Source organism: Secundilactobacillus sp. MJ173, assembly GCF_059704265.1.
The window spans coordinates 1-18,902 of record NZ_BAAKGN010000058.1 but is presented as its reverse complement, the minus strand read 5'-3'; the positions used below and the strand labels follow the sequence as shown (position 1 = coordinate 18,902).

The window sequence follows — 18,902 nt, the reverse complement described above, 5'->3', positions numbered from 1 at the left end:
TAAGTTATTCAAAACGGTTCTGTTTCTTATCAAACTTAACTTCCATTGAGTGACTTGCAAATACTTGCTGGGTATCTAGGTTGATATAACGTGATGGATATGGAGCAGTACTTTGAATTGAAATTTCGGATTCGGTTTGGCTGGTAATGACACCGTTTATCACATGAAGTTGGTCTCTGTCAGAATAAACGTACGTTTCCTGTCCAAAGCCATTGAGATAGGCGACTAATTCTTCACCCATGTCCCAGTCATCTTCACCGGTATAGCCATCGGGGAAGAGCTTTTTAAAGATACCACCATCTGAAGCAAAGATTGATTGTCCAAATCGGTTTCTGGATAAATCAGGCCGGTTAAGGTTAGGACCGGCAATACTGTAGGTTGATGCCGCTTCTCCAGGACTGAGAATTCGGTCAGTTGCTGTGGCATTGGAATCATACATGTAAAGCAGCGCTACAGTTGCCCGGTGTCCAGCATTGACTAAATCTGCGTCACCTAATTTGCGCCCGGTCATGAGAGCAGAAGCCGCGGTGACGCCTCCCCAAAGCGAGTGCATCATGTAAGACAACGCTTCCCACCAGCGATCTGGACTTTGAGCACGGAAGTCGTTACTAAATCCAATGTTGGCCTTTAATAATTCACCGTAAATTTTAGCTGCTTTATCATGACCTGAAAGTGCCAACGCACCAGCAGCTGGACCAAAGCCAGCATTATCGAAGAAGTGTTCAGTCATTGCAGCGGACAGGTTAGCACTGTCATCAGCAATCCGGTTTGTTACAACTTCCCAATATTTAGAAATTTGTTCGTACTCGTTATCTAACCCGTTTTTCTTCAAAGCCTTGAGCAAATCATGAATGTAGAGAAAGTATTGACCTAGCATTTGTGATTCGGCTTTACCACGTTCATTGTCATGTAATTCCGGATTGACGCGGACGTTAAAGACCGTAGCGGCCCATTGTAGATATTCCTTTGGTGAGTTTAAATTCAGCTGTTCTGGCTGACATTGTGAGAGTAGGAAGAACAGGTGAGCAATATACTCCAGATCCATGACCCGATAAAAAGTACCGTAAAGTTTGGCAGGTTTCGTAAAGTCGCCATCCGCAAACCACTTTGGCCGAACATACTTAACTGCACTTTCTTCTACTTGCTGAATTTTTTTATTGATATCCTCAACTTGTGGGTCTAAAAGACATTCCTGTAAAACAAAATTCATCTTGCCTAAGGATTCGCCTTGATTAGAAACGGGCCCAAAACTATACGGATGCTCACCACTTGCGCCTGCATATGAATGAGTTGAAATGTAGTTTGCACGGTCTCTAAGCAATTCTTTGACCGAACTCATTTTGTTAAAAACAACTTGATCTGTCCGATGCTGCTTAAATTCAAAAATAATTTGATGTTCGCCCAAATACTGAACATCATAGGTTATTTTGTTAGCTACTAATAATTTAGAGAGGTCCTGTTCGACTAGTTTGCCATTTACGCAACAACGATCAGTGACCGACACCAAATTATTTGAACTATTCTGATCAATGATGATTTCTTGTGCGCTAGTAGAAACTAGAGGTTGATATAAAATATGCGGGTGACCAAATTGTTTGCCAACTTGATAAAAATCTTCTTTGTCTTTAAAGGCGGTAAGAGTAAATTCCCAGTTGCGAGATTCAGATGGTTCTAAAGTAACGGGTTCTTCGGAGTAAATCCAATCGTGTTTGGGCCCATTATGTTCCGGATAGCCTCCAGCTAAAATTATTTGATGAAAAAGCATGCCATCTAAAGATGGTGATACATTCTCAAAAAAACGGTTGTTATATTCATTATATGTGCCAATTGAAAGCACGTTTCCTTCTGTTTGATATACTCCTAAATTTGGAGCCTTATTGTCTCTTCTAACTGCCGCAAGTTTAGTAAAGTTTTTTGAGATTGATGGGAAAACTGCCGCGGATTGATTGGCGTTTCTTTTGACATTTTTATCACGAAACATAACATAGGCTAAGCTTATCCAAACCCCAAAATTTTCGAGTGTGATATGATTTTTTGAGAGGTTTTTAATGTTTATTTTCCAGACCAACCCTTTCTCCGTTAGTTCGTACTTAAATGAAACAGTGACGTCTTCAATTTTGAAGGAAACGGTACTGGATGTATCCGAGAATGCTACATCAGGGGTGAAATCAATGCTATTGAATGTCTGGCCATTAATGGTTGTGGTGAATTCGCCAAAGAGTTTATCGTTATCTTCATAACCCACCGATTCTAAGTATTCTGGGTCGATCACCCAGTTCATATTGGTTGGATCATTGGGCAATTGTAATTTTACCAGTGCACCACGACTGTTCTGCGATGTTAGTAGTCCATGTAAGTTCATAATGTATTTCCTTTCAATTCTAGTATTTACAATATTTTAAGTATGATTATAAACGCTTACATTTTTGGGTGAATACAATTAATAAACTGGATTTTATAAAAACACACACTAATTTTTTCTTAATCGGCGATATTTTTGTGGCGCGTATCCAGTATATTTTTTAAAAGAAGTGGAAAAATAATAAACGCTTTGAAATCCAATACTTTCAGCAATTTCTGAAATTGTTAAATCGGAATTCAGCAATCTTTTTTCGGCTTCTTCCATTCGATATTGGATTAAGAATTCGTTTGGCGTTAGGCCAATTGTTTCTTTAAGAGCGCGAGAAATGTAATTGGGATGGAAATGGAAAATTTTCCCAAGTGATTCATTAGTAATTTTCCGATTAAAATTATCACGCAAATACCGTTGAGTTTTGGCAGAAAGAGTGTTTAGCTTGCTCTCTTCTAATGAGTGGACTTGAATTGATTGAAGAACATCGATGAATAGTTGTTGAGAACGCCAAAAGCCAAAGCCTGGATTATCTGTACTTTCATTAAATATAAGTTGAGTTGCAGCGATAGTCTTTGAAAAGTCTGGTACTCTGCCATGTTTAAGTAAGTGGAGAGTTAAAGTAGGCGTTCGGTAGTGTAAGGTTGGGACTTCGATGGCTGAATGTAAAGATACAGGAGAAGTCGATTGTTGCCATTCGCCAGATACGAAAAAATGAATCCAATAGTAGGAAGTCTGCTGATCCATAGGCTTCCAAGAATAATGATGATGTCGCGGCTGAAGAATAAACATCTCTCCTTTTTTTATTGAATAATTATTTCCATCTTCAGCAATGTAAAGGCATCCTTCGGTCATAAACATTAGTACGAAGTATTGCAAGTTTGTTCGATTTGGGTGGAGGTTCCCTTTATGAAACGTCACGTGATTACCCTCAATAAAAGTGGGAATTGGCAGACAAGATATTGATATATACTCTTTCATTTTTATTCACCTAACTTTCTTTGGTCAATTTACCTTTAGCATAGACTCATAATGAATATCCACAATGGCATGTGTTGAATTTTATAAACTTTCTGTCATCTTTTAGATTTAAAAAAATCCAAGATTGCATTAGATTAATGTTGAAAGCGGATTAGCTTTTAGTTTATCTCAAGATCTCGAGAATAACACACGTGTGAATGAAACCGATTTCAGCTGTTTGGATAGCAACAATACATTATGTTGTTGTAAATATGAATGGAGGGTTTATTGTGACTAATAAAGTTGCGGATGCTTTAAAATCGACTGAAAAGATTCCGTTTCACCGATTATTGTCATACGCTAGTACAGATGCTGCAGGTAATTTACTTTACTGTACGGTAACAACTTTTATCTTGTATTATTACACGGACGTCTTTGGATTAACGGTTGCCGCTGCTGGTACAATTTTGCTTGCAGCGCGTATATTAGACGCGTTTGATGCACCAGTATGGGGTTTCATCATTGATCATACTCATACCAAGTGGGGACAGAGTCGACCTTACTTTTTGTGGATGGCATTTCCTTTTGCAATCTTATTCGTTTTAATGTTCTGGTCACCACAGTTAAGTGCTTCTGGAAAATTTTGGTGGGCGCTAGTCACATATTTACTGTTTGGAATTTCCTACACTGGGATGTCCACACCAATTACTTCAATTTTACCAAACCTATCAAATGATTCTGACCAACGAATTCGGCTGAATAGTACTAGAATGATCGGTGGTAATATTGGATATTTAATTACAGCAACATTTACTCTTGGCATTGTCGCTTTTCTCGGTGGGAACGATGAATTGGCTGGTTGGCGATATGCAGCCATTATCTTCGCAATTGCTGGTTTTGCTCTATTACTTTTTGCCTTTTTTGATACTCGTGAGATTAATACGACAACACAGAAGGCTCTTCCTATCGTTGATTCAATTAAGGCTGCCAAAAGCAACTGGCCTTGGTTTATACTAGTCGTTGTTTTCGTATTCTATTGGTTGGGTAATGCCTCTCGGACTTCTGTTGTAGTTTATTACACCCAATATAATCTGGGACACAAAGGATTTGCATCGATCTTAAACGCATTAGTAATGTTTCAGATGTTGGGTATGGTTTTAATCCCATTCCTAGTTAAGAAGTTTAAAAAGTCTCATGTGATGATCATGGGAATGTGCATTGCCGCTCTAGGGCAGGTTCTCATTTCATTTACTGGGCAGTCTATGATTGCTTTAGCAGTTGCATGGAGTGTGGCGTCAATTGGAACAGGAATCGCTGTTTCAATGCCTTTTGCAATGCTATCAGATACTGTCGATTATGGTGAGTGGAAAAATGGTATCAGAGCTAGTGGTTTTCTGACAGCAATTGGAAGTTCTTTTGCAATTAAAATAGGTTCAGGGCTTGGTGGTTGGGCACCATCTATGATTCTCAACCATGCAGGATACAAAGCGGGGGTAGCGCAAAGTGCAAGTTCGCTGTCAGCGATTAAGTTTAGTATCAGCTATTTGCCAGCAATATTCTTCATTGTCGGAGCGATTATCATGGTTCTCTATATTCGATTTGAAAATAAAGAAACAGCTGTAAAAGAAGATCTTCAGAATCGTCGCGGAACGGTTGAAGATTAGTAACTACGTAGATGAGTTAGGTTGCAAAAAAATGCGAATTTGTAAAATAGTTCAGTATTTTTGGAACCAACAAGATTTTGATGGCACAGCTATTTTATGGCTGTGCTTTTTGTGTAAGTTTACTGAAACAATTTTAATTATAACGAATTTATCAAATAAATTTTCCCTCTTAAACGCCTTAATAACAGTGCTTTATGTATTTAACAAGTAACAGCATAACAAATAAATCACTTGCGTCCGTATAAAAAATGAAGCACAATAGTGGTAACGCATTCAATGAGTCTAAATAAGGGGTTACTACACCATGAATAATAAACAACTGAAATTTAATACGACGTTCTATAAGGATTTTGAATTCTGGATTGCACTCGTTGTGATGGGATTTGCTGCATCAACACTCATTCATGAGACGATAACAAACATTTATTTCTGGTTAGACATTGCGATGATCATCCTAGGAATCGTGACACTAGTAGATTCTTTGATTCTGCACCGTAGAAAAATCAGTAACTAACATAGTGGATAGTATCGCGAAGAAACTTGGACGAAATTTTTGTCTAGGTTTCTTTAATTATTCACGATCTGTTTGGATGAGTAATAACCCTTTATTTTTCGATAAATGACCTGATAAGTCGAGTGTTTTTACTGGAAAATTGTTATACTACATCATGTGTGTTTAGGTAACTCGGAGCAATGGTTCATTGTTTCTGATAATCAATAATTGAAGACTTGTTAATGTAAGTGATGATTAGCGAGATTAAAATGGGAGTTTTTAGTATGTCGGCAAAGTATGAGATTGTGGAAAATGGGGTTAAGGAAAAAATCCTGTCAGGTGTCTATCCGATTGGCGAAAAATTACCGACCGAAACTGAATTAATGAAAGCATTTAACGTGAGTCGATATACGATTCGTCGAGCGATTGGTGATCTGGAGAACGAAGACTTCGTTTACCGAATCCAAGGCGGCGGTATGTACGTGAACGACTGGCAAACCGCACACGCAAAAGGGAAAAATTCTAACCGGATGATTGGTGTGATTGCGACACATATCGCCAATTACATCTTCCCTAGTATCGTCAGCGGTGCTGATCAGATTATTTCTGATAACGGCTATTCAATCCTGTTAGCGAATACGCACAATGATCCTAAATTAGAACGACGGTCGCTCACAACGATGTTACAAAGCGATGTGGCTGGACTGATTATTGAGCCAACTCAAAGCACGTTACCCACAACTAATCGTGATTTATACGAAAAGATTGGTGAGATGGGTTTACCGGTGGTCTTTATTAATGCGACATATGATATGCCAAGCCTCCATGCGCCTTCGGTAACCACTGATGATAAGGGTGCGCTGGAACGGCTAACGAATTATCTCATCGACCAAGGGCACGAGCGTATTTTGGGCGTCTTTCAAGTTGATGATATGCAAGGCGTCAACCGGATGAACGGCTATATTAAAGCCTACCAAGAGCATGCTAGTATTGCGCTTAAAAGTAATATTATTATGTATCAGTCAATGGATTCCACTAAACAGGTGCTAACTAAAATCGAGCATGAGATTCAATCGAAGAATCGGCCAACAGCGATTGTATGTTATAACGATCAGTTAGCCATCCGAGTGATTGATATGGTGAAGTCGATGAACCTGTCGATTCCGGACGATATCTCAATTACCGGGTTTGATGACTATAATGTGGTCCGTTATATCAATCCTGCCATTACCACGATGGTTCATGAAAAGGAACGGATGGGGCATGACGCCGCACAGTTACTGGTAAATCTCATTGCAAAGAAACCGGCTGAATCGATTTTATATGAGCCGGAAATGGTCGTTCGTGACTCGGTAAAGAAAATTAATTAAAGCGAAATGGGAAGACTCGTTGTGGGTCTTCTTTTTGTTTTTGCAAAAAAGGGCAGCTGGGTTGGTTACTTTTACTTAATTTCAAACAGTGTCAAGTCTAACATTACTGTTGTAAATGCTATTATTTTTCATCATTCAAAAATGAGTATGCATCCAAGGATTTGTTAAAGCAATGTTCAGCTACAGTCATTAACTCAAATGTAGGATCATCTTGACGGCTGTACCATTCATAAACAATGCCTTTTTCAAGAATAATTAGCTGATTGCTGATATCGAGCAGGTCCTCCTCAGCATACTGATGATCATTATAGGTTGAATCAAACGCATATCTAATCTGATCACAAAAGAGCTGACGGCTAACATCACAATTACATTCCGGATTTTTAACATTTAGGAATACATAGAGACTTTCCGGTCCCATTGTTTGGAGTGGTTTAATGTTTGCCATACAAACAGAAATTAACTTTTCACGAAAAGACATGGCTGAAAAGTTGTCTTTCAAAGAATCAAATAATAGCTTGGAAGTGTCAATCGCATAAAAAGCCAGTAAATCAGACTTAGTTTGATAGTATCTATAGAACATACCTGTCGTTACACCAATTTCATGACAGAATTCACGAATGGAAAGTTGATTATATTTTCCAGATTCAATGTATGGCAAGGCTGCCTGTAAAATTTTTTGCTGTGCTTGTTTTCTTTTCAAGGTTATTTTAATTGATGGCATTTTTAGGTTTCCTCTTATTTTTTCTAATTACTATTATGATGTGATGATAACAATCCATTTCAAAAAATTCAATTATCAAAAACCGTAACACGTTATTTTTTATATTGACATATTATTGTATAGTGATATTATACAGTTGTGAAAACAATAACATGTTATTTATTTCATCTTATTATAAATAAAGGAGAAATCAACATGAGCGAAAGTATTTTACGTGCACGACATTCTGCACGATCATTCAAAGATCAAGAAATTGATGAAAAATTAATTAAAGACATTATTTCTGAAGCTCAATGGGCACCTTCTTGGTGTAATAGCCAACCTTGGAAGGCCTACGTCGTTACTGGAGAGGCAGCTAAGAAAATGCATGAATCTCATCACAGCAATGTCGCTAACAAGGCCAAAGCTTGGACCGAAGTTGTACCGCCACAGTTCACAGATAAAGACTGGTCTGCAGCCGAATGGACGAATATGCGTGACTTTTGGCAAGCAAGCGATGTCAGTCCTTTCCCAGAAGACGGGTCAACTGATAAATTAGGTTTCAATAAAGAAAGTGCTTGGGATTTCCATGCACCAGCAATTGTCTATATCACTATTCCTAAAAATGCCACAATGTTCTCTGCCTACGATGCAGGTGCATTTGGCTATGGTATTACCTTAGCTGCACGTGAACAGGGCGTTTACTGTATTCCAGCCTACGAATTTATTCGCTACCCACAAGAAATTCATCAGGTATTTGATATTCCTGAAGATGAAGCGATTTTCATGGGGATTGGTATGGGTTATGCAAAAGAAAACGAAGACCTTAATCGTATTAACGAATTTGAAAAGAATCCTCGTGCCAAGACTGATGATATTCTTCAAATCGTTAAATAAGAGAGAATTAACTTATTATAGATTAGAATTTGGAAGCTTTAAAAATTAACTGGATATTACGTTTAAGCTAAAAAAATGTTAACTTTTGTAAGTTGCTTTTTTGAGAAAAATCTAAATAGCGACATGGGTAGAACTACAGGCAGCAGTGTTAAGACGAGCTTGGTTATGAGTGTTTTTTTTAATTAAGTTTGCACTTAGATTGTAAATTCAGTCTAAAACAAAAAGTTTTGATATTAATGGCTATTGCCAATTAGTATCAAAACTTTTTTGTTGTGGATAAAATCGTTGTTTTAGAAGGTTAACTGATACTTGATTTCGTAAGACTTTGGTACACCAGGTTGTAACGTGATGTCACCTAAGTTCTCAAAACGGGTGGCGTCAGAAAGGTTTTGTGCTTCCAGTGCAACGCCCATATATGGTGCACCCTTACCAAGGGTTAAGTTCATATCTGGTGTAAATGAGTTAGCGGTAAAGACAACTAATCCATTACGACTTGAATGTAATGTAACGGCACGTTTTGAAGCGTCGTCGGATAACTTAGCAATGGTTTGATCCTCTGAAGAAGGTTCAACTTCAAAAATATCGTCAAAACCTTTTTCAGTGGTATCCTGCATTTTATCGATAGCAACGCCCAATTTCTGTGGGGTCGTAAAATCAAACGCAGTGTTGGTGTTATCAAGCATTTTACCAGTTGGAATCTTTTCGGTGTCAACGTCCATGTGACGATGGCTATTGAGTTGCAACGTTTGATTTTTGATAGTTGCTTCATCACTAACGTTAAAGTACGTATGATAAGTTGGGTTGAAAATAGTGGCTTCGTCTGCTTCACCAGTAAATTGAACACCCAGTGTATTATCGTTCTTCAAAGTATAGGTAACGGTTACAGAAATGGCCGGAAAATCACCAGGTTTTGAGTCAAAGTGGTGTGTCAGAGTAAGGCTGGCATCGCTGCTATTTGATTCAAGTTCACCATCCCAGTTAACTGAGTGGAAGCCATTAGGGCCACCGTGAAGGGTATTTTGACCCTCATTTGGTGTGACCTTAGTGGTTTCATCATCGATGGTAAATTTGCCTTTTTTGATACGACCTGCTGCTGTCCCAATCATCATGTTAACGTAGAAGGGGTTGGCATAATAGTCGGCAGTATGCGGATACTCCAGTAGCATGTTTTTATGCTGACCGTCTTTTGTAGGGACGCTCATTTCGGCAATAATGCCACCTTGGCTGAGTACTGTAACCCGTACACCATTATCGTTCTCAAGGTGAAAAGCAGTCACCTTTTGATCCTTGTAGCTGTCAAAATCAGTTTGATAAGCTTTCAAAATTAAACACTCCTTTTTAGGCATGAAAAGCAATTGGCATAGATATGCACTAATAAAACAATAGTAATCATCCGTATAAATGTCAATTGTCATTATTATATGACCATCATGAAAAACGAGGTTTGGTCAAGCAAACACTTGTGTTTACTGTGTATTTTAAGATTCAACGCATGAGATATATTTTCTGACGCAAAAGCGGTTTGAAACTAAAAAGTAACAAAAATAGTCAAATGGTTGAAACGTTGATTTAAAGCCGTTTCAGCTCTTTTTTTAGAACTTTATATACGTATAAATAATAAACATATTGATTTATTAGCATAAATATAATAAAATTCAATTTGTAAGCGATTTAGTCTATTAATGAATTTAAACAAATTAGTAACTATCTGGAGGAATCAGATATGGAAACGAGCCAGATCAAAGAAAAGATTTCTAATGGGCAGGTTTCATTGGGAATCGAACTAGGATCGACACGAATTAAGGCTGTACTTGTTACAGACGATTTTACAACGATTGCTAGCGGTGATTTTACCTGGGAAAACGAATTGGTCAACAACATTTGGACCTATTCGGTTTCAAACATCTGGAAGGGTATTCAGTCCAGCTATCAAAAAATGGTTCAAAAAGTCAAAGCCGATTATGGTGTTGAATTGACCAAAATCGGTGTGATTGGCGTTAGTGCCATGATGCACGGCTACATGGCGTTTGATAAAGACGGCAAACTGTTAGTGCCTTTCAGAACTTGGCGCAACAACATTACCGAACAAGCTGCGGACGAATTGACCGAGCTATTTGATTTTAATATTCCACAACGTTGGAGTATTGCTCATTTATATCAAGCTATTTTGAATCAGGAAACCCACGTTAAAAACGTTGATTTCATGACCACTTTGGCTGGCTACGTTCACTGGAAGCTGTCAGGCGAAAAGGTAGTGGGTATTGGTGACGCATCAGGAATTTTCCCAATCGATGCCGATACTAAAACTTATTCGGCAAAAATGATTGATAAATTTGAAGCTCAAAGTAATGTTCAACAGTATTTCTGGAGCTTGAAGGACATTTTACCTGAGATTAAAGTAGCGGGTGAAGCAGCCGGAAACCTGACAGCTGAAGGTGCTAACTTGCTTGATCCAAATGGTACGCTTCAAGCTGGCTCATTGATGGCACCGCCAGAAGGGGACGCCGGAACAGGGATGGTATCCACTAACGCGGTCCGTGAACGTACCGGGAACATTTCAGCTGGGACTTCGGCCTTTTCAATGATTGTGCTGGATCAACCAATGGATAGTGTTCATAAAGATATTGATATGGTTACCACGCCAGATGGCGCACCAGTTGCTATGGTTCACACCAATAACTGCTCGTCAGATATTAATGCTTGGGTAGGGCTATTTGGTGAATTTGCCAAGGAAATCGGGATTGATTTGAAACCCGATGACTTATATGGTGCATTGTTCAACAGTACTGAACGCGCTGACGATAACGCTGGTGACTTATTGAGTTACGCTTACTTATCAGGTGAAAACATCACTAAGATGCCAGAAGGACGCCCAATGTTTGTTCGGACGCCAAACAGTCACTTTAACTTAGCTAACTTTATGAAGGCCCATCTCTATTCGGCCTTCGCACCATTGAAGATCGGTAACGATATTTTGACTAACGACGAACATATCAAAGCGGATGTGTTCATTGCGCAAGGCGGTTTGTTTAAGACACCAAAGATCGGTCAACAAGTCTTAGCAGATGCCCTGGATACACCAATTACCGTTATGAGTAACGCCGGTGAGGGTGGTCCATGGGGTATGGCTATCTTAGGATTGTATACTTTGGCGCAATCAACTGATTCAAACACAGAAAGCTTGGCTGATTACCTGGATAAGCACGTTTTTGCAAATTCAGAAAGTGAAACAATAGCACCTAACGCTGATGGTGTTAAAGGCTACAACGAGTTCATCGATTCTTATAAGAAGGGCCTTGAAGTCGAAAAAGCAGCCGTTGACGCAATCGAGCTTTAAAAAGGAGAAATTTAAATGTTAGAAGATCTTAAGCAAGAAGTTTATGAAGCTAATATGCAGCTTCCTGAACTAGGATTAGTTACTTTTACCTGGGGCAACGTTTCCGGTATCGACCGGGAAAAGGGCTTATTCGTCATTAAGCCATCCGGTGTTGAATACGACAAGCTAAAGCCAGAAGACTTAGTTGTTGTGAACTTGAAGGGTGAAGTTGTTGAAGGTGACATGAACCCATCTAGTGATACGCCAACTCATACGTACCTGTACAATCATTTTCCAAAGATTGGCGGGATCGTTCATACTCATTCACCTTGGGCCGTTTCTTTTGCCGCAGCTAAGATGGATATTCCAGCAATGAACACGACTCATGCTGATACGTTCTTCGGTGATGTGCCAGCCGCTGATGCGTTAACCAAGGAAGAAATCGAAGAAGATTACGAAGGCAACACTGGTAAGACGATCGTTAAGACCTTCGAAGAACGCGGGTTAGATTACGAAGCCGTTCCAGCTGCTTTAGTTAGCCAACACGGTCCATTTGCTTGGGGGCCAACACCAGCCAAAGCGGTTTATAACTCTAAGGTCTTGGAAGTCGTTGCTGAAGAAGATTTCCATACCATGCAGCTCACTCATCAAAGTTCTGCATTACCACAGTACCTTTTGGATAAGCACTATTACCGTAAGCATGGTTCTAATGCCTACTATGGTCAAAACAATGCGCATTCAAAAGACCATGCAGCCCGTTCATAAATTCAGGTTACTAAATTAAAAGAGGAGATTTTTTATTATGTTAAGTACCCCAGATTACAAGTTTTGGTTTGTTACTGGTAGTCAATTCTTATACGGTGACGAACAATTAAAGTCCGTTGAAAAAGATGCTAAGGATATGGTTGATAAGTTAAACAAGTCTGGCAACTTACCTTACCCAATTGAATTTAAGTTAACTGCCACTACGGCTGACAACATTACTCAGTTGATGAAGGATGCCAACCATGACGACTCTGTTGCTGGTGTGATCACTTGGATGCATACTTTTAGCCCTGCTAAGATGTGGATCCGTGGGACTCAATTATTACAGAAGCCATTATTACACTTGGCTACTCAATACTTGGATCACATCCCATACCAGACCATTGACATGGACTACATGAACTTGAACCAAAGTGCTCATGGTGACCGTGAATACGGCTTTATCAACGCGCGTCTCCGTTTAAACAATAAAGTTGTTTACGGCTGGTGGGGCGATGAAGACGTTCAAAAAGAAATCGCTGACTGGCAAGACGTTGCCGTTGCTTACAACGAAAGCTTTAAGCTTAAAGTTGTTCTCTTTGGTGACAAGATGCGTAACGTTGCCGTAACTGATGGTGATAAGATTGAAGCTCAAATCCAACTTGGCTGGACCGCTGACTACTATGCTGTTGGTGATTTAGTTGCTGAAATGGACAAGGTTTCCGATGCTGATATCGACCAAAAGTACGATGAATTAGCTAAAACTTACACCATGAACCCTGGCGATAACGATGAAGCTTACTTCGAAGACCACGTTAAGTACCAGATCCGCGAATACTTCGGCTTGAAGCGCTTCATGGATGACCATGGCTACACAGCCTTCTCAGATAACTTTGAAGACTTGTATGGTATGAAAGAATTACCTGGTTTGGCTACTCAATTATTGATGGCTGAAGGTTATGGTTTCGCCGGTGAAGGTGACTGGAAGACTGCCGCTCTTGATCGTTTGATGAAGATCATCAGCCACAACAAGCGGACTGCCTTCATGGAAGATTACACCCTTGATTTACGTAAGGGTCACGAAGCAATCCTCGGTTCACATATGTTGGAAGTTGACCCAACCTTAGCTACTGACAAGCCTAAGATTGAAGTTCACCCATTGGACATCGGTGGTAAGGAAGACCCAGCTCGTTTGGTCTTTGCCGGTGGTGAAGGCGACGCCATTGACGTTACCTTAGCTGACTTCGGTGACGAATACCGGATGATCATGTACGAAGTTGCTGGTAACAAGGCTGATGAAACACCAAAGCTGCCTGTTGCTAAGCAATTATGGACACCAAAGGCCGGTCTTAAGAACGGCGCCACTCAATGGATTGAAAATGGTGGTGGTCACCATACTGTCTTCTCATTCGGCATTACTGCCCAACAAATGGAAGACTTCGCTAAGATGGTTAACTTGCATTTAATTAACATCAAGTAATCGCTTAAAGAGATTTATAATATGATTTGAAAACACACAGTAGAAGCACAGCATTATCCCCGTTTGGAGATTGTCTGTGCTTTTGCTGTACAGTCATTCAAATTTAGGAATCGGAGGAGTCATCACATGAAATATCGACATTTAGGCAAGCAAGGATTACGGGTCAGCGAGCTAGCATTAGGCAGCTGGATGACCGATGTTAGTGCGTCTGATAAACAGGAGCTAGCTGCTCAGAGTATAAAATTGGCGTACGAAAGTGGGATTAATTATTTTGATTGCGCTGACGCCTATAGTGGTGGTGCGGCAGAACAATTCCTTGGTAAGACACTAAAACAGTTTCCGCGTAAGGAACTAGTGTTATCCAGTAAGGTCTTTTTCCCTACTGACAAGGGTGTGAATGATCGGGGATTGTCACGGAAACATATCATGGAATCTATTGATACTTCCTTAACAAATATGCAAATCGATTATTTAGACCTCTACTTCGCGCACCGCTTTGATCCAGAAACACCCTTAGTAGAAACGTTGCAGGCGTTGAGTGATCTGGTAGACCAGGGCAAAATCCTCTACTACGGTGTCAGTGAATGGCGCCCAGTCCAAATCCTGGAAGCTCAGTTAATTATTCAGGAACGTGGTTTACATCCAATGGCAGTGGTTCAACCGCAATACAATATGTTTGATCGGTATATTGAACATGAATTACTGGATGTTTGCGGTAAGCTAGGGTTAGGTGTCGTCCCATTTTCGCCCCTTTCTCAGGGGTTGCTCACGGGTAAGTATCGAAAGGGGCAGCCGATTCCTGCAGGCTCTCGAGCAACGTATCAAGGCCAGATTAAAGCATTGCTGACGGACGATAACCTGGATAAGGTTGAGGGCTTAATTAAGATGGCTGATGAACTCGATACGGATCTATCGACCTTTGCCTTAGCCTGGGCGCTTCGAGACCCTCGGATTTCCAGTTTGATTACCGGTGCCAGCAAACCCGAACAACTGAAAAATAATTTAAAAGCGATTGATTTAGAGATTCCGGCTGAATTTTACCCACGAATTGATAAGTTGTTTGGTTTTAAGAAGTTTTCAAGACAAATTGGTTAATGAATAATTGATTAAACGTGAAAAACGTCGACAGACTCTCGAGTTGAGAAAGTCTATCGGCGTTTTTGTGGTTCATTGATACTTGAAAAATTAACTATAAAACAGTTTCATCTCAATATCTTGATTATAGTTGCCAAATCCTTTGCCAAAAATTGTGCAACCACCGTTATTTTTAGCGTTCTTTTTAATGCCATAGCGAACCGCAAATGTTTGTTTATGGGTATCAATATCCTCCAACGAAACATCGGTAAATGGCTGGCCATCTAGGAAACTGCCATCGTGGGTTAAACGCAGTGTCTTCATGATACCGTACTGATTAACGTTGTCAGGGACCCATTCAGGGGTGTATTTGCCACGAGTATCAGAGAAGTCACCAGGAGCCGTCCAGGTGCCGATTTCGGTCCCATTGATATAGAAGGTAATGTCTGAAGGCCAAACGTTATTAGAGAAGGGAAATTCAGAGCCTAATTCCATGGATAGGTCTAGCATCTCTAACTTATTGTCTTTAGTGAGGTAATCGGGGAATTGGTACTCAACAAAACCGTTACACCACCAAACCATACCAGCGGAAATTCTATCTGGATCCATAAAATACGCGGGATTATCCACCTTACCGATGTAATCTGTTTTACCGGCAAGGCCGCAGGAAGGTTCCACAGAAAAATTAGTGAAGTGGCCAACGGGGACTTGTGTATTGTAGGACTCGAATTCAGGGTAAATGGTTTGTGGGAAGTGGACGTTGATCTTATCAACTGTTAACCGCGAGACTTTATTATGGCCAACCCGCTCGAACTTAATGATGCCAGCTTCTGCAAGCTTATTAAGGTGTTGCAGAACGATCGTTCCACTTAGGTCAAGCTCGGCTGCCAGTTCCCGGACACTCATTTTACGAACGGAAAGTTCTTGAATGATTTTTAAGCGCACAGGGCTTGCCAAGGCTTTATAAACAGGGAGTGAGCTTTCTGAGATATCAGATTCCATAAACGTAACCTCCAATGTTTTAAAAGATTGTGATTAAATTATCAATTTGTTTATCTTTAAGAACAAATTTGAATCCTCATTCATTATAGCAATGTTTTTATTGTTTTTAAATCATCCCCATAAATTGAAATAAAATAATTCTAATAATTGTGTGATTAATTAAGGCAACTGTCCCATTTCTGAGATTAAGCAGGAATATTTTGCACTTGAATACCCGTTAAATAGCTATTGTCTTGGAATATTAATCTAGTACGGCCAAATATTAGGGGATTATTAAAGGTCATTTTAAATAAAAATACCGGGAATAATCGAAAAAATCATTCAATAAATAATTTCTAATAAATTGAATTTATCAGTATAAAAATATCTAAATTACTTTTTGTTAGGATACAATGACCCGATAAAAGAATTTCAAGAAATATTTTCATTGTTTAAAATGCAAAAAGTTTGGAAAAACATCCAAAACCATATTGTAATCGCTTTCCGTTCATCATATGATAATCACGTGCACAAGAGGGCAACAAACTACGTAGTAAAAAGTTTAAGGAGAGTATCTAAATGGCGAATACAAATCAATATATTAATCCGCTGATTATTCAACGTGCGGATCCCTATATTTACAAACACACTGATGGTTATTATTACTTTACCGCTTCAGTGCCTGCATATAACTTGATTGAGATCCGTCGGGCTAAAACATTAGCTGGTTTAGCACATGCAGCTCCACGGACAATTTGGCGCAAACATGAAAACGGTCCCATGAGTCAATTGATTTGGGCACCTGAAATCCACTATATCGATGGTAAGTGGTTCATTTACTTTGCTGCTGCAGAGACAACGGCGTTAGATGAAAACGGGATGTTCCAGCATCGGATGTTCTGCATTGAATGCGATGAGGAAAATCCAATGACCAGTGAAGATAACTGGATTGAACGCGGTCAAGTGAAGACAAACATGGATACGTTTTCATTGGATGCCACTTGTTTTGAAGCAAATGGCAAACTGTACTATGTTTGGGCACAAAAAGATAAGGCCATTCGCGGTAATTCTAATTTATATATCGCCGAAATGGAAAATCCTTGGACTTTAAAGACTGATCCAGTCATGTTATCAAAGCCTGAATTCGATTGGGAAATCAAAGGATTCTGGGTTAACGAAGGACCAGCTATTATTCACAGAAATGGTCGTTATTTCTTAACCTATTCTGCTAGTGCTACTGATGAAAACTATGCAATGGGTATGCTCACTGTTAAAGATGACGTTGATTTATTGGACGCTTCTAACTGGTCAAAATCAGAGAAACCCGTTTTCCAAAGTGACCTCGAAACGCATCAATATGGTCCTGGACATAACTCATTTACAGTTGCTGAAGATGGCGAAACTGACATCATGGTTTATCACTGTCGCGACTATACCGAAATCAAGGGTGATCCGCTTTACGATCCTAACCGTCATACTAAGGTACAACCATTTACATGGAATGATGATGGTACACCAAACTTCGGTAAGCCAGTTCCTTATAATTACGAATAGAATAGGAGTGAAATATCTTGGAAAACACAGCTAAAACAAGTAAAAAGAAGGATTTCTGGGGTTTCCCAGTCACCCACTTTACTTACTTCTTCATGTGGCAAATTATCAATGGTTATTTAACACTTTGGATGGAACAAGTTGGCCATCTAAACGGGACCACAGCCGGATTCGTATTCTCAATGATGGCCGGTATGTCCTTAGTATTCCAACCAATCTTTGGGGTTATTTCCGATAGATTGGTCTTCAGAAAGAACTTATTAGTTACAATTGCGATTGCTGCTATTTTAATTGGACCTTATTTCCAATGGTTATTCTTGCCACTAGTGCACATGAACGCTGCATTAGTTGCCGTCGTAACTGGTATCTTCTTGAGTTTCGTATTCAACGGTGGTGTTTCGGTTGTTGAACAATACGTTCAACGTGCCAGTCTTGCCAACGGTTTTGAATACGCTCACTCACGTATGGGTGGTTCATTAGCCGGTGCCTGCGCCTCATTCTTAGGTGGTAAGCTCTTCCTATGGAGCCCTAACTCAATTTTCTGGGCATGTACTGTTATGGGTGCCATTTTAACCTTCACCATCGTTTTCAGTGATAAAATTCACATGGAAAACGCTGCTGCTGCAGGTGACACCAGCGACTCACTTAACTGGGGCTTAATTGGTCAAATTTTCAAAATCCGTAACTTCTGGATTCTATCAATCTTCTACATTGGTACTTCAGCTTTGTATGATGTTTTTGATCAACAATTCATCATCTTCTTCAAGACTTACTTTAACAGTGCCTCAGCTGGTACTACTGCATACAGTTATATGACTACTGCACAAATCGCTTTGGAATTCTTACTCATGTTCCCAATGCCATGGTTAATTAACAAGATCGGTTCACGTAATGGTTTGATTGCTTATGGTTGCATCTTGGCCATCCGGATCATTGGTAGTGCCCTTTCACCTAGTGTTGGTTGGGTTATCTTCCTTCGTTTGTTAGCTGGTTTCGAAATGCCTTTGGTATTGACTTCAATCATGAAGTACATTGCCGGAGCCTTCGATATCCGGGTTTACGCGACGGTTTATGCGCTAGCTTCTAACTTTGCTAAGCAAATATCCGTCTTCATCTTCTCTACTGTTGCTGGTAACTGGTATGATTCAATTGGTTTCCAACACACTTACTTCATTCTTGGCGCAATCGTTGCTGTGGCAACAATCATCGCCGCACTCTTCTTAACCAAAGAAGATCGTGTAGCTGCTGGTGAAGTTGCAGCCCCGGATGGTAAGAAATAGATAATTTTCGATCTCAGAAATCTCAGGACGCGTTCCTGA

General features: G+C 39.8%; 15 protein-coding genes. 10 read left to right on the top strand and 5 right to left on the bottom strand.

Going from position 1 to position 18,902, the window contains the following annotated elements; translation table 11 throughout:
* Window positions 1-4: 4 nt before the first annotated feature.
* Together AC6H04_RS08465 and AC6H04_RS08460 are read right to left on the bottom strand one after the other, a co-directional pair.
* Entirely contained in the window at window positions 5-2,362 is a 2,358-nt protein-coding gene (locus tag AC6H04_RS08465; RefSeq protein ID WP_497571244.1) for a hypothetical protein, read from the bottom strand.
* Between the two features lie 108 nt (window positions 2,363-2,470).
* Entirely contained in the window at window positions 2,471-3,331 is an 861-nt protein-coding gene (locus AC6H04_RS08460; RefSeq protein ID WP_497571243.1) for a helix-turn-helix domain-containing protein, read from the bottom strand.
* Between the two features lie 269 nt (window positions 3,332-3,600).
* Here AC6H04_RS08460 and AC6H04_RS08455 point away from each other — a divergent pair, with 269 nt between their 5' ends.
* From AC6H04_RS08455 to AC6H04_RS08445, 3 genes are all read left to right on the top strand, one after another.
* Entirely contained in the window at window positions 3,601-4,974 is a 1,374-nt protein-coding gene (locus AC6H04_RS08455) for a glycoside-pentoside-hexuronide (GPH):cation symporter (RefSeq protein WP_497571242.1), read from the top strand.
* A gap of 304 nt (window positions 4,975-5,278) precedes the next feature.
* Window positions 5,279-5,488, top strand: a complete 210-nt coding sequence (locus AC6H04_RS08450; RefSeq protein WP_497571241.1) for a hypothetical protein — start codon at window positions 5,279-5,281, stop codon at window positions 5,486-5,488.
* Between the two features lie 263 nt (window positions 5,489-5,751).
* Window positions 5,752-6,837, top strand: coding sequence for a GntR family transcriptional regulator (locus AC6H04_RS08445; protein ID WP_497571240.1), 1,086 nt, complete (start codon window positions 5,752-5,754; stop codon window positions 6,835-6,837).
* Between the two features lie 121 nt (window positions 6,838-6,958).
* Here AC6H04_RS08445 and AC6H04_RS08440 read toward each other — a convergent pair whose 3' ends face one another.
* Window positions 6,959-7,561: a TetR/AcrR family transcriptional regulator gene (locus tag AC6H04_RS08440; RefSeq protein ID WP_497571239.1), complete on the bottom strand. Its 603-nt coding sequence runs from the start codon at window positions 7,559-7,561 to the stop codon at window positions 6,959-6,961.
* A 195-nt stretch (window positions 7,562-7,756) separates the two neighbouring features.
* Here AC6H04_RS08440 and AC6H04_RS08435 point away from each other — a divergent pair, with 195 nt between their 5' ends.
* Window positions 7,757-8,437, top strand: coding sequence for a nitroreductase (locus AC6H04_RS08435; RefSeq protein ID WP_497571238.1), 681 nt, complete (start codon window positions 7,757-7,759; stop codon window positions 8,435-8,437).
* Window positions 8,438-8,727: 290 nt separating this feature from the next.
* Here AC6H04_RS08435 and AC6H04_RS08430 read toward each other — a convergent pair whose 3' ends face one another.
* Window positions 8,728-9,759, bottom strand: a complete 1,032-nt coding sequence (locus AC6H04_RS08430) for an aldose epimerase family protein (RefSeq protein WP_497571237.1) — start codon at window positions 9,757-9,759, stop codon at window positions 8,728-8,730.
* Between the two features lie 401 nt (window positions 9,760-10,160).
* Between AC6H04_RS08430 and AC6H04_RS08425 the strand changes: the two genes are divergently transcribed.
* From AC6H04_RS08425 to AC6H04_RS08410, 4 genes are all read left to right on the top strand, one after another.
* Entirely contained in the window at window positions 10,161-11,774 is a 1,614-nt protein-coding gene (locus AC6H04_RS08425) for a xylulokinase (protein WP_497571236.1), read from the top strand.
* 15 nt (window positions 11,775-11,789) lie between these two features.
* Complete coding sequence (locus AC6H04_RS08420) at window positions 11,790-12,518, top strand: L-ribulose-5-phosphate 4-epimerase (RefSeq protein WP_497571235.1); 729 nt, start codon at window positions 11,790-11,792, stop codon at window positions 12,516-12,518.
* Between the two features lie 37 nt (window positions 12,519-12,555).
* Window positions 12,556-13,977, top strand: a complete 1,422-nt coding sequence (gene araA, locus AC6H04_RS08415; protein ID WP_497571234.1) for an L-arabinose isomerase — start codon at window positions 12,556-12,558, stop codon at window positions 13,975-13,977.
* 126 nt (window positions 13,978-14,103) lie between these two features.
* Entirely contained in the window at window positions 14,104-15,072 is a 969-nt protein-coding gene (locus AC6H04_RS08410) for an aldo/keto reductase family protein (protein ID WP_497571233.1), read from the top strand.
* A 90-nt stretch (window positions 15,073-15,162) separates the two neighbouring features.
* On the opposite strand, the gene AC6H04_RS08405 is transcribed toward AC6H04_RS08410, so the two are convergent.
* On the bottom strand, window positions 15,163-16,053 hold the full coding sequence (locus AC6H04_RS08405) for an ArsR/SmtB family transcription factor (RefSeq protein ID WP_497571232.1): 891 nt from the start codon (window positions 16,051-16,053) through the stop codon (window positions 15,163-15,165).
* A 558-nt stretch (window positions 16,054-16,611) separates the two neighbouring features.
* On the opposite strand from AC6H04_RS08405, the gene AC6H04_RS08400 reads away from it, so the two are divergent.
* Window positions 16,612-17,586, top strand: coding sequence for a glycoside hydrolase family 43 protein (locus AC6H04_RS08400; RefSeq protein WP_497571231.1), 975 nt, complete (start codon window positions 16,612-16,614; stop codon window positions 17,584-17,586).
* 17 nt (window positions 17,587-17,603) lie between these two features.
* Entirely contained in the window at window positions 17,604-18,863 is a 1,260-nt protein-coding gene (locus AC6H04_RS08395) for an oligosaccharide MFS transporter (RefSeq protein ID WP_497571230.1), read from the top strand.
* The last annotated feature ends 39 nt before the right edge of the window (window positions 18,864-18,902 follow it).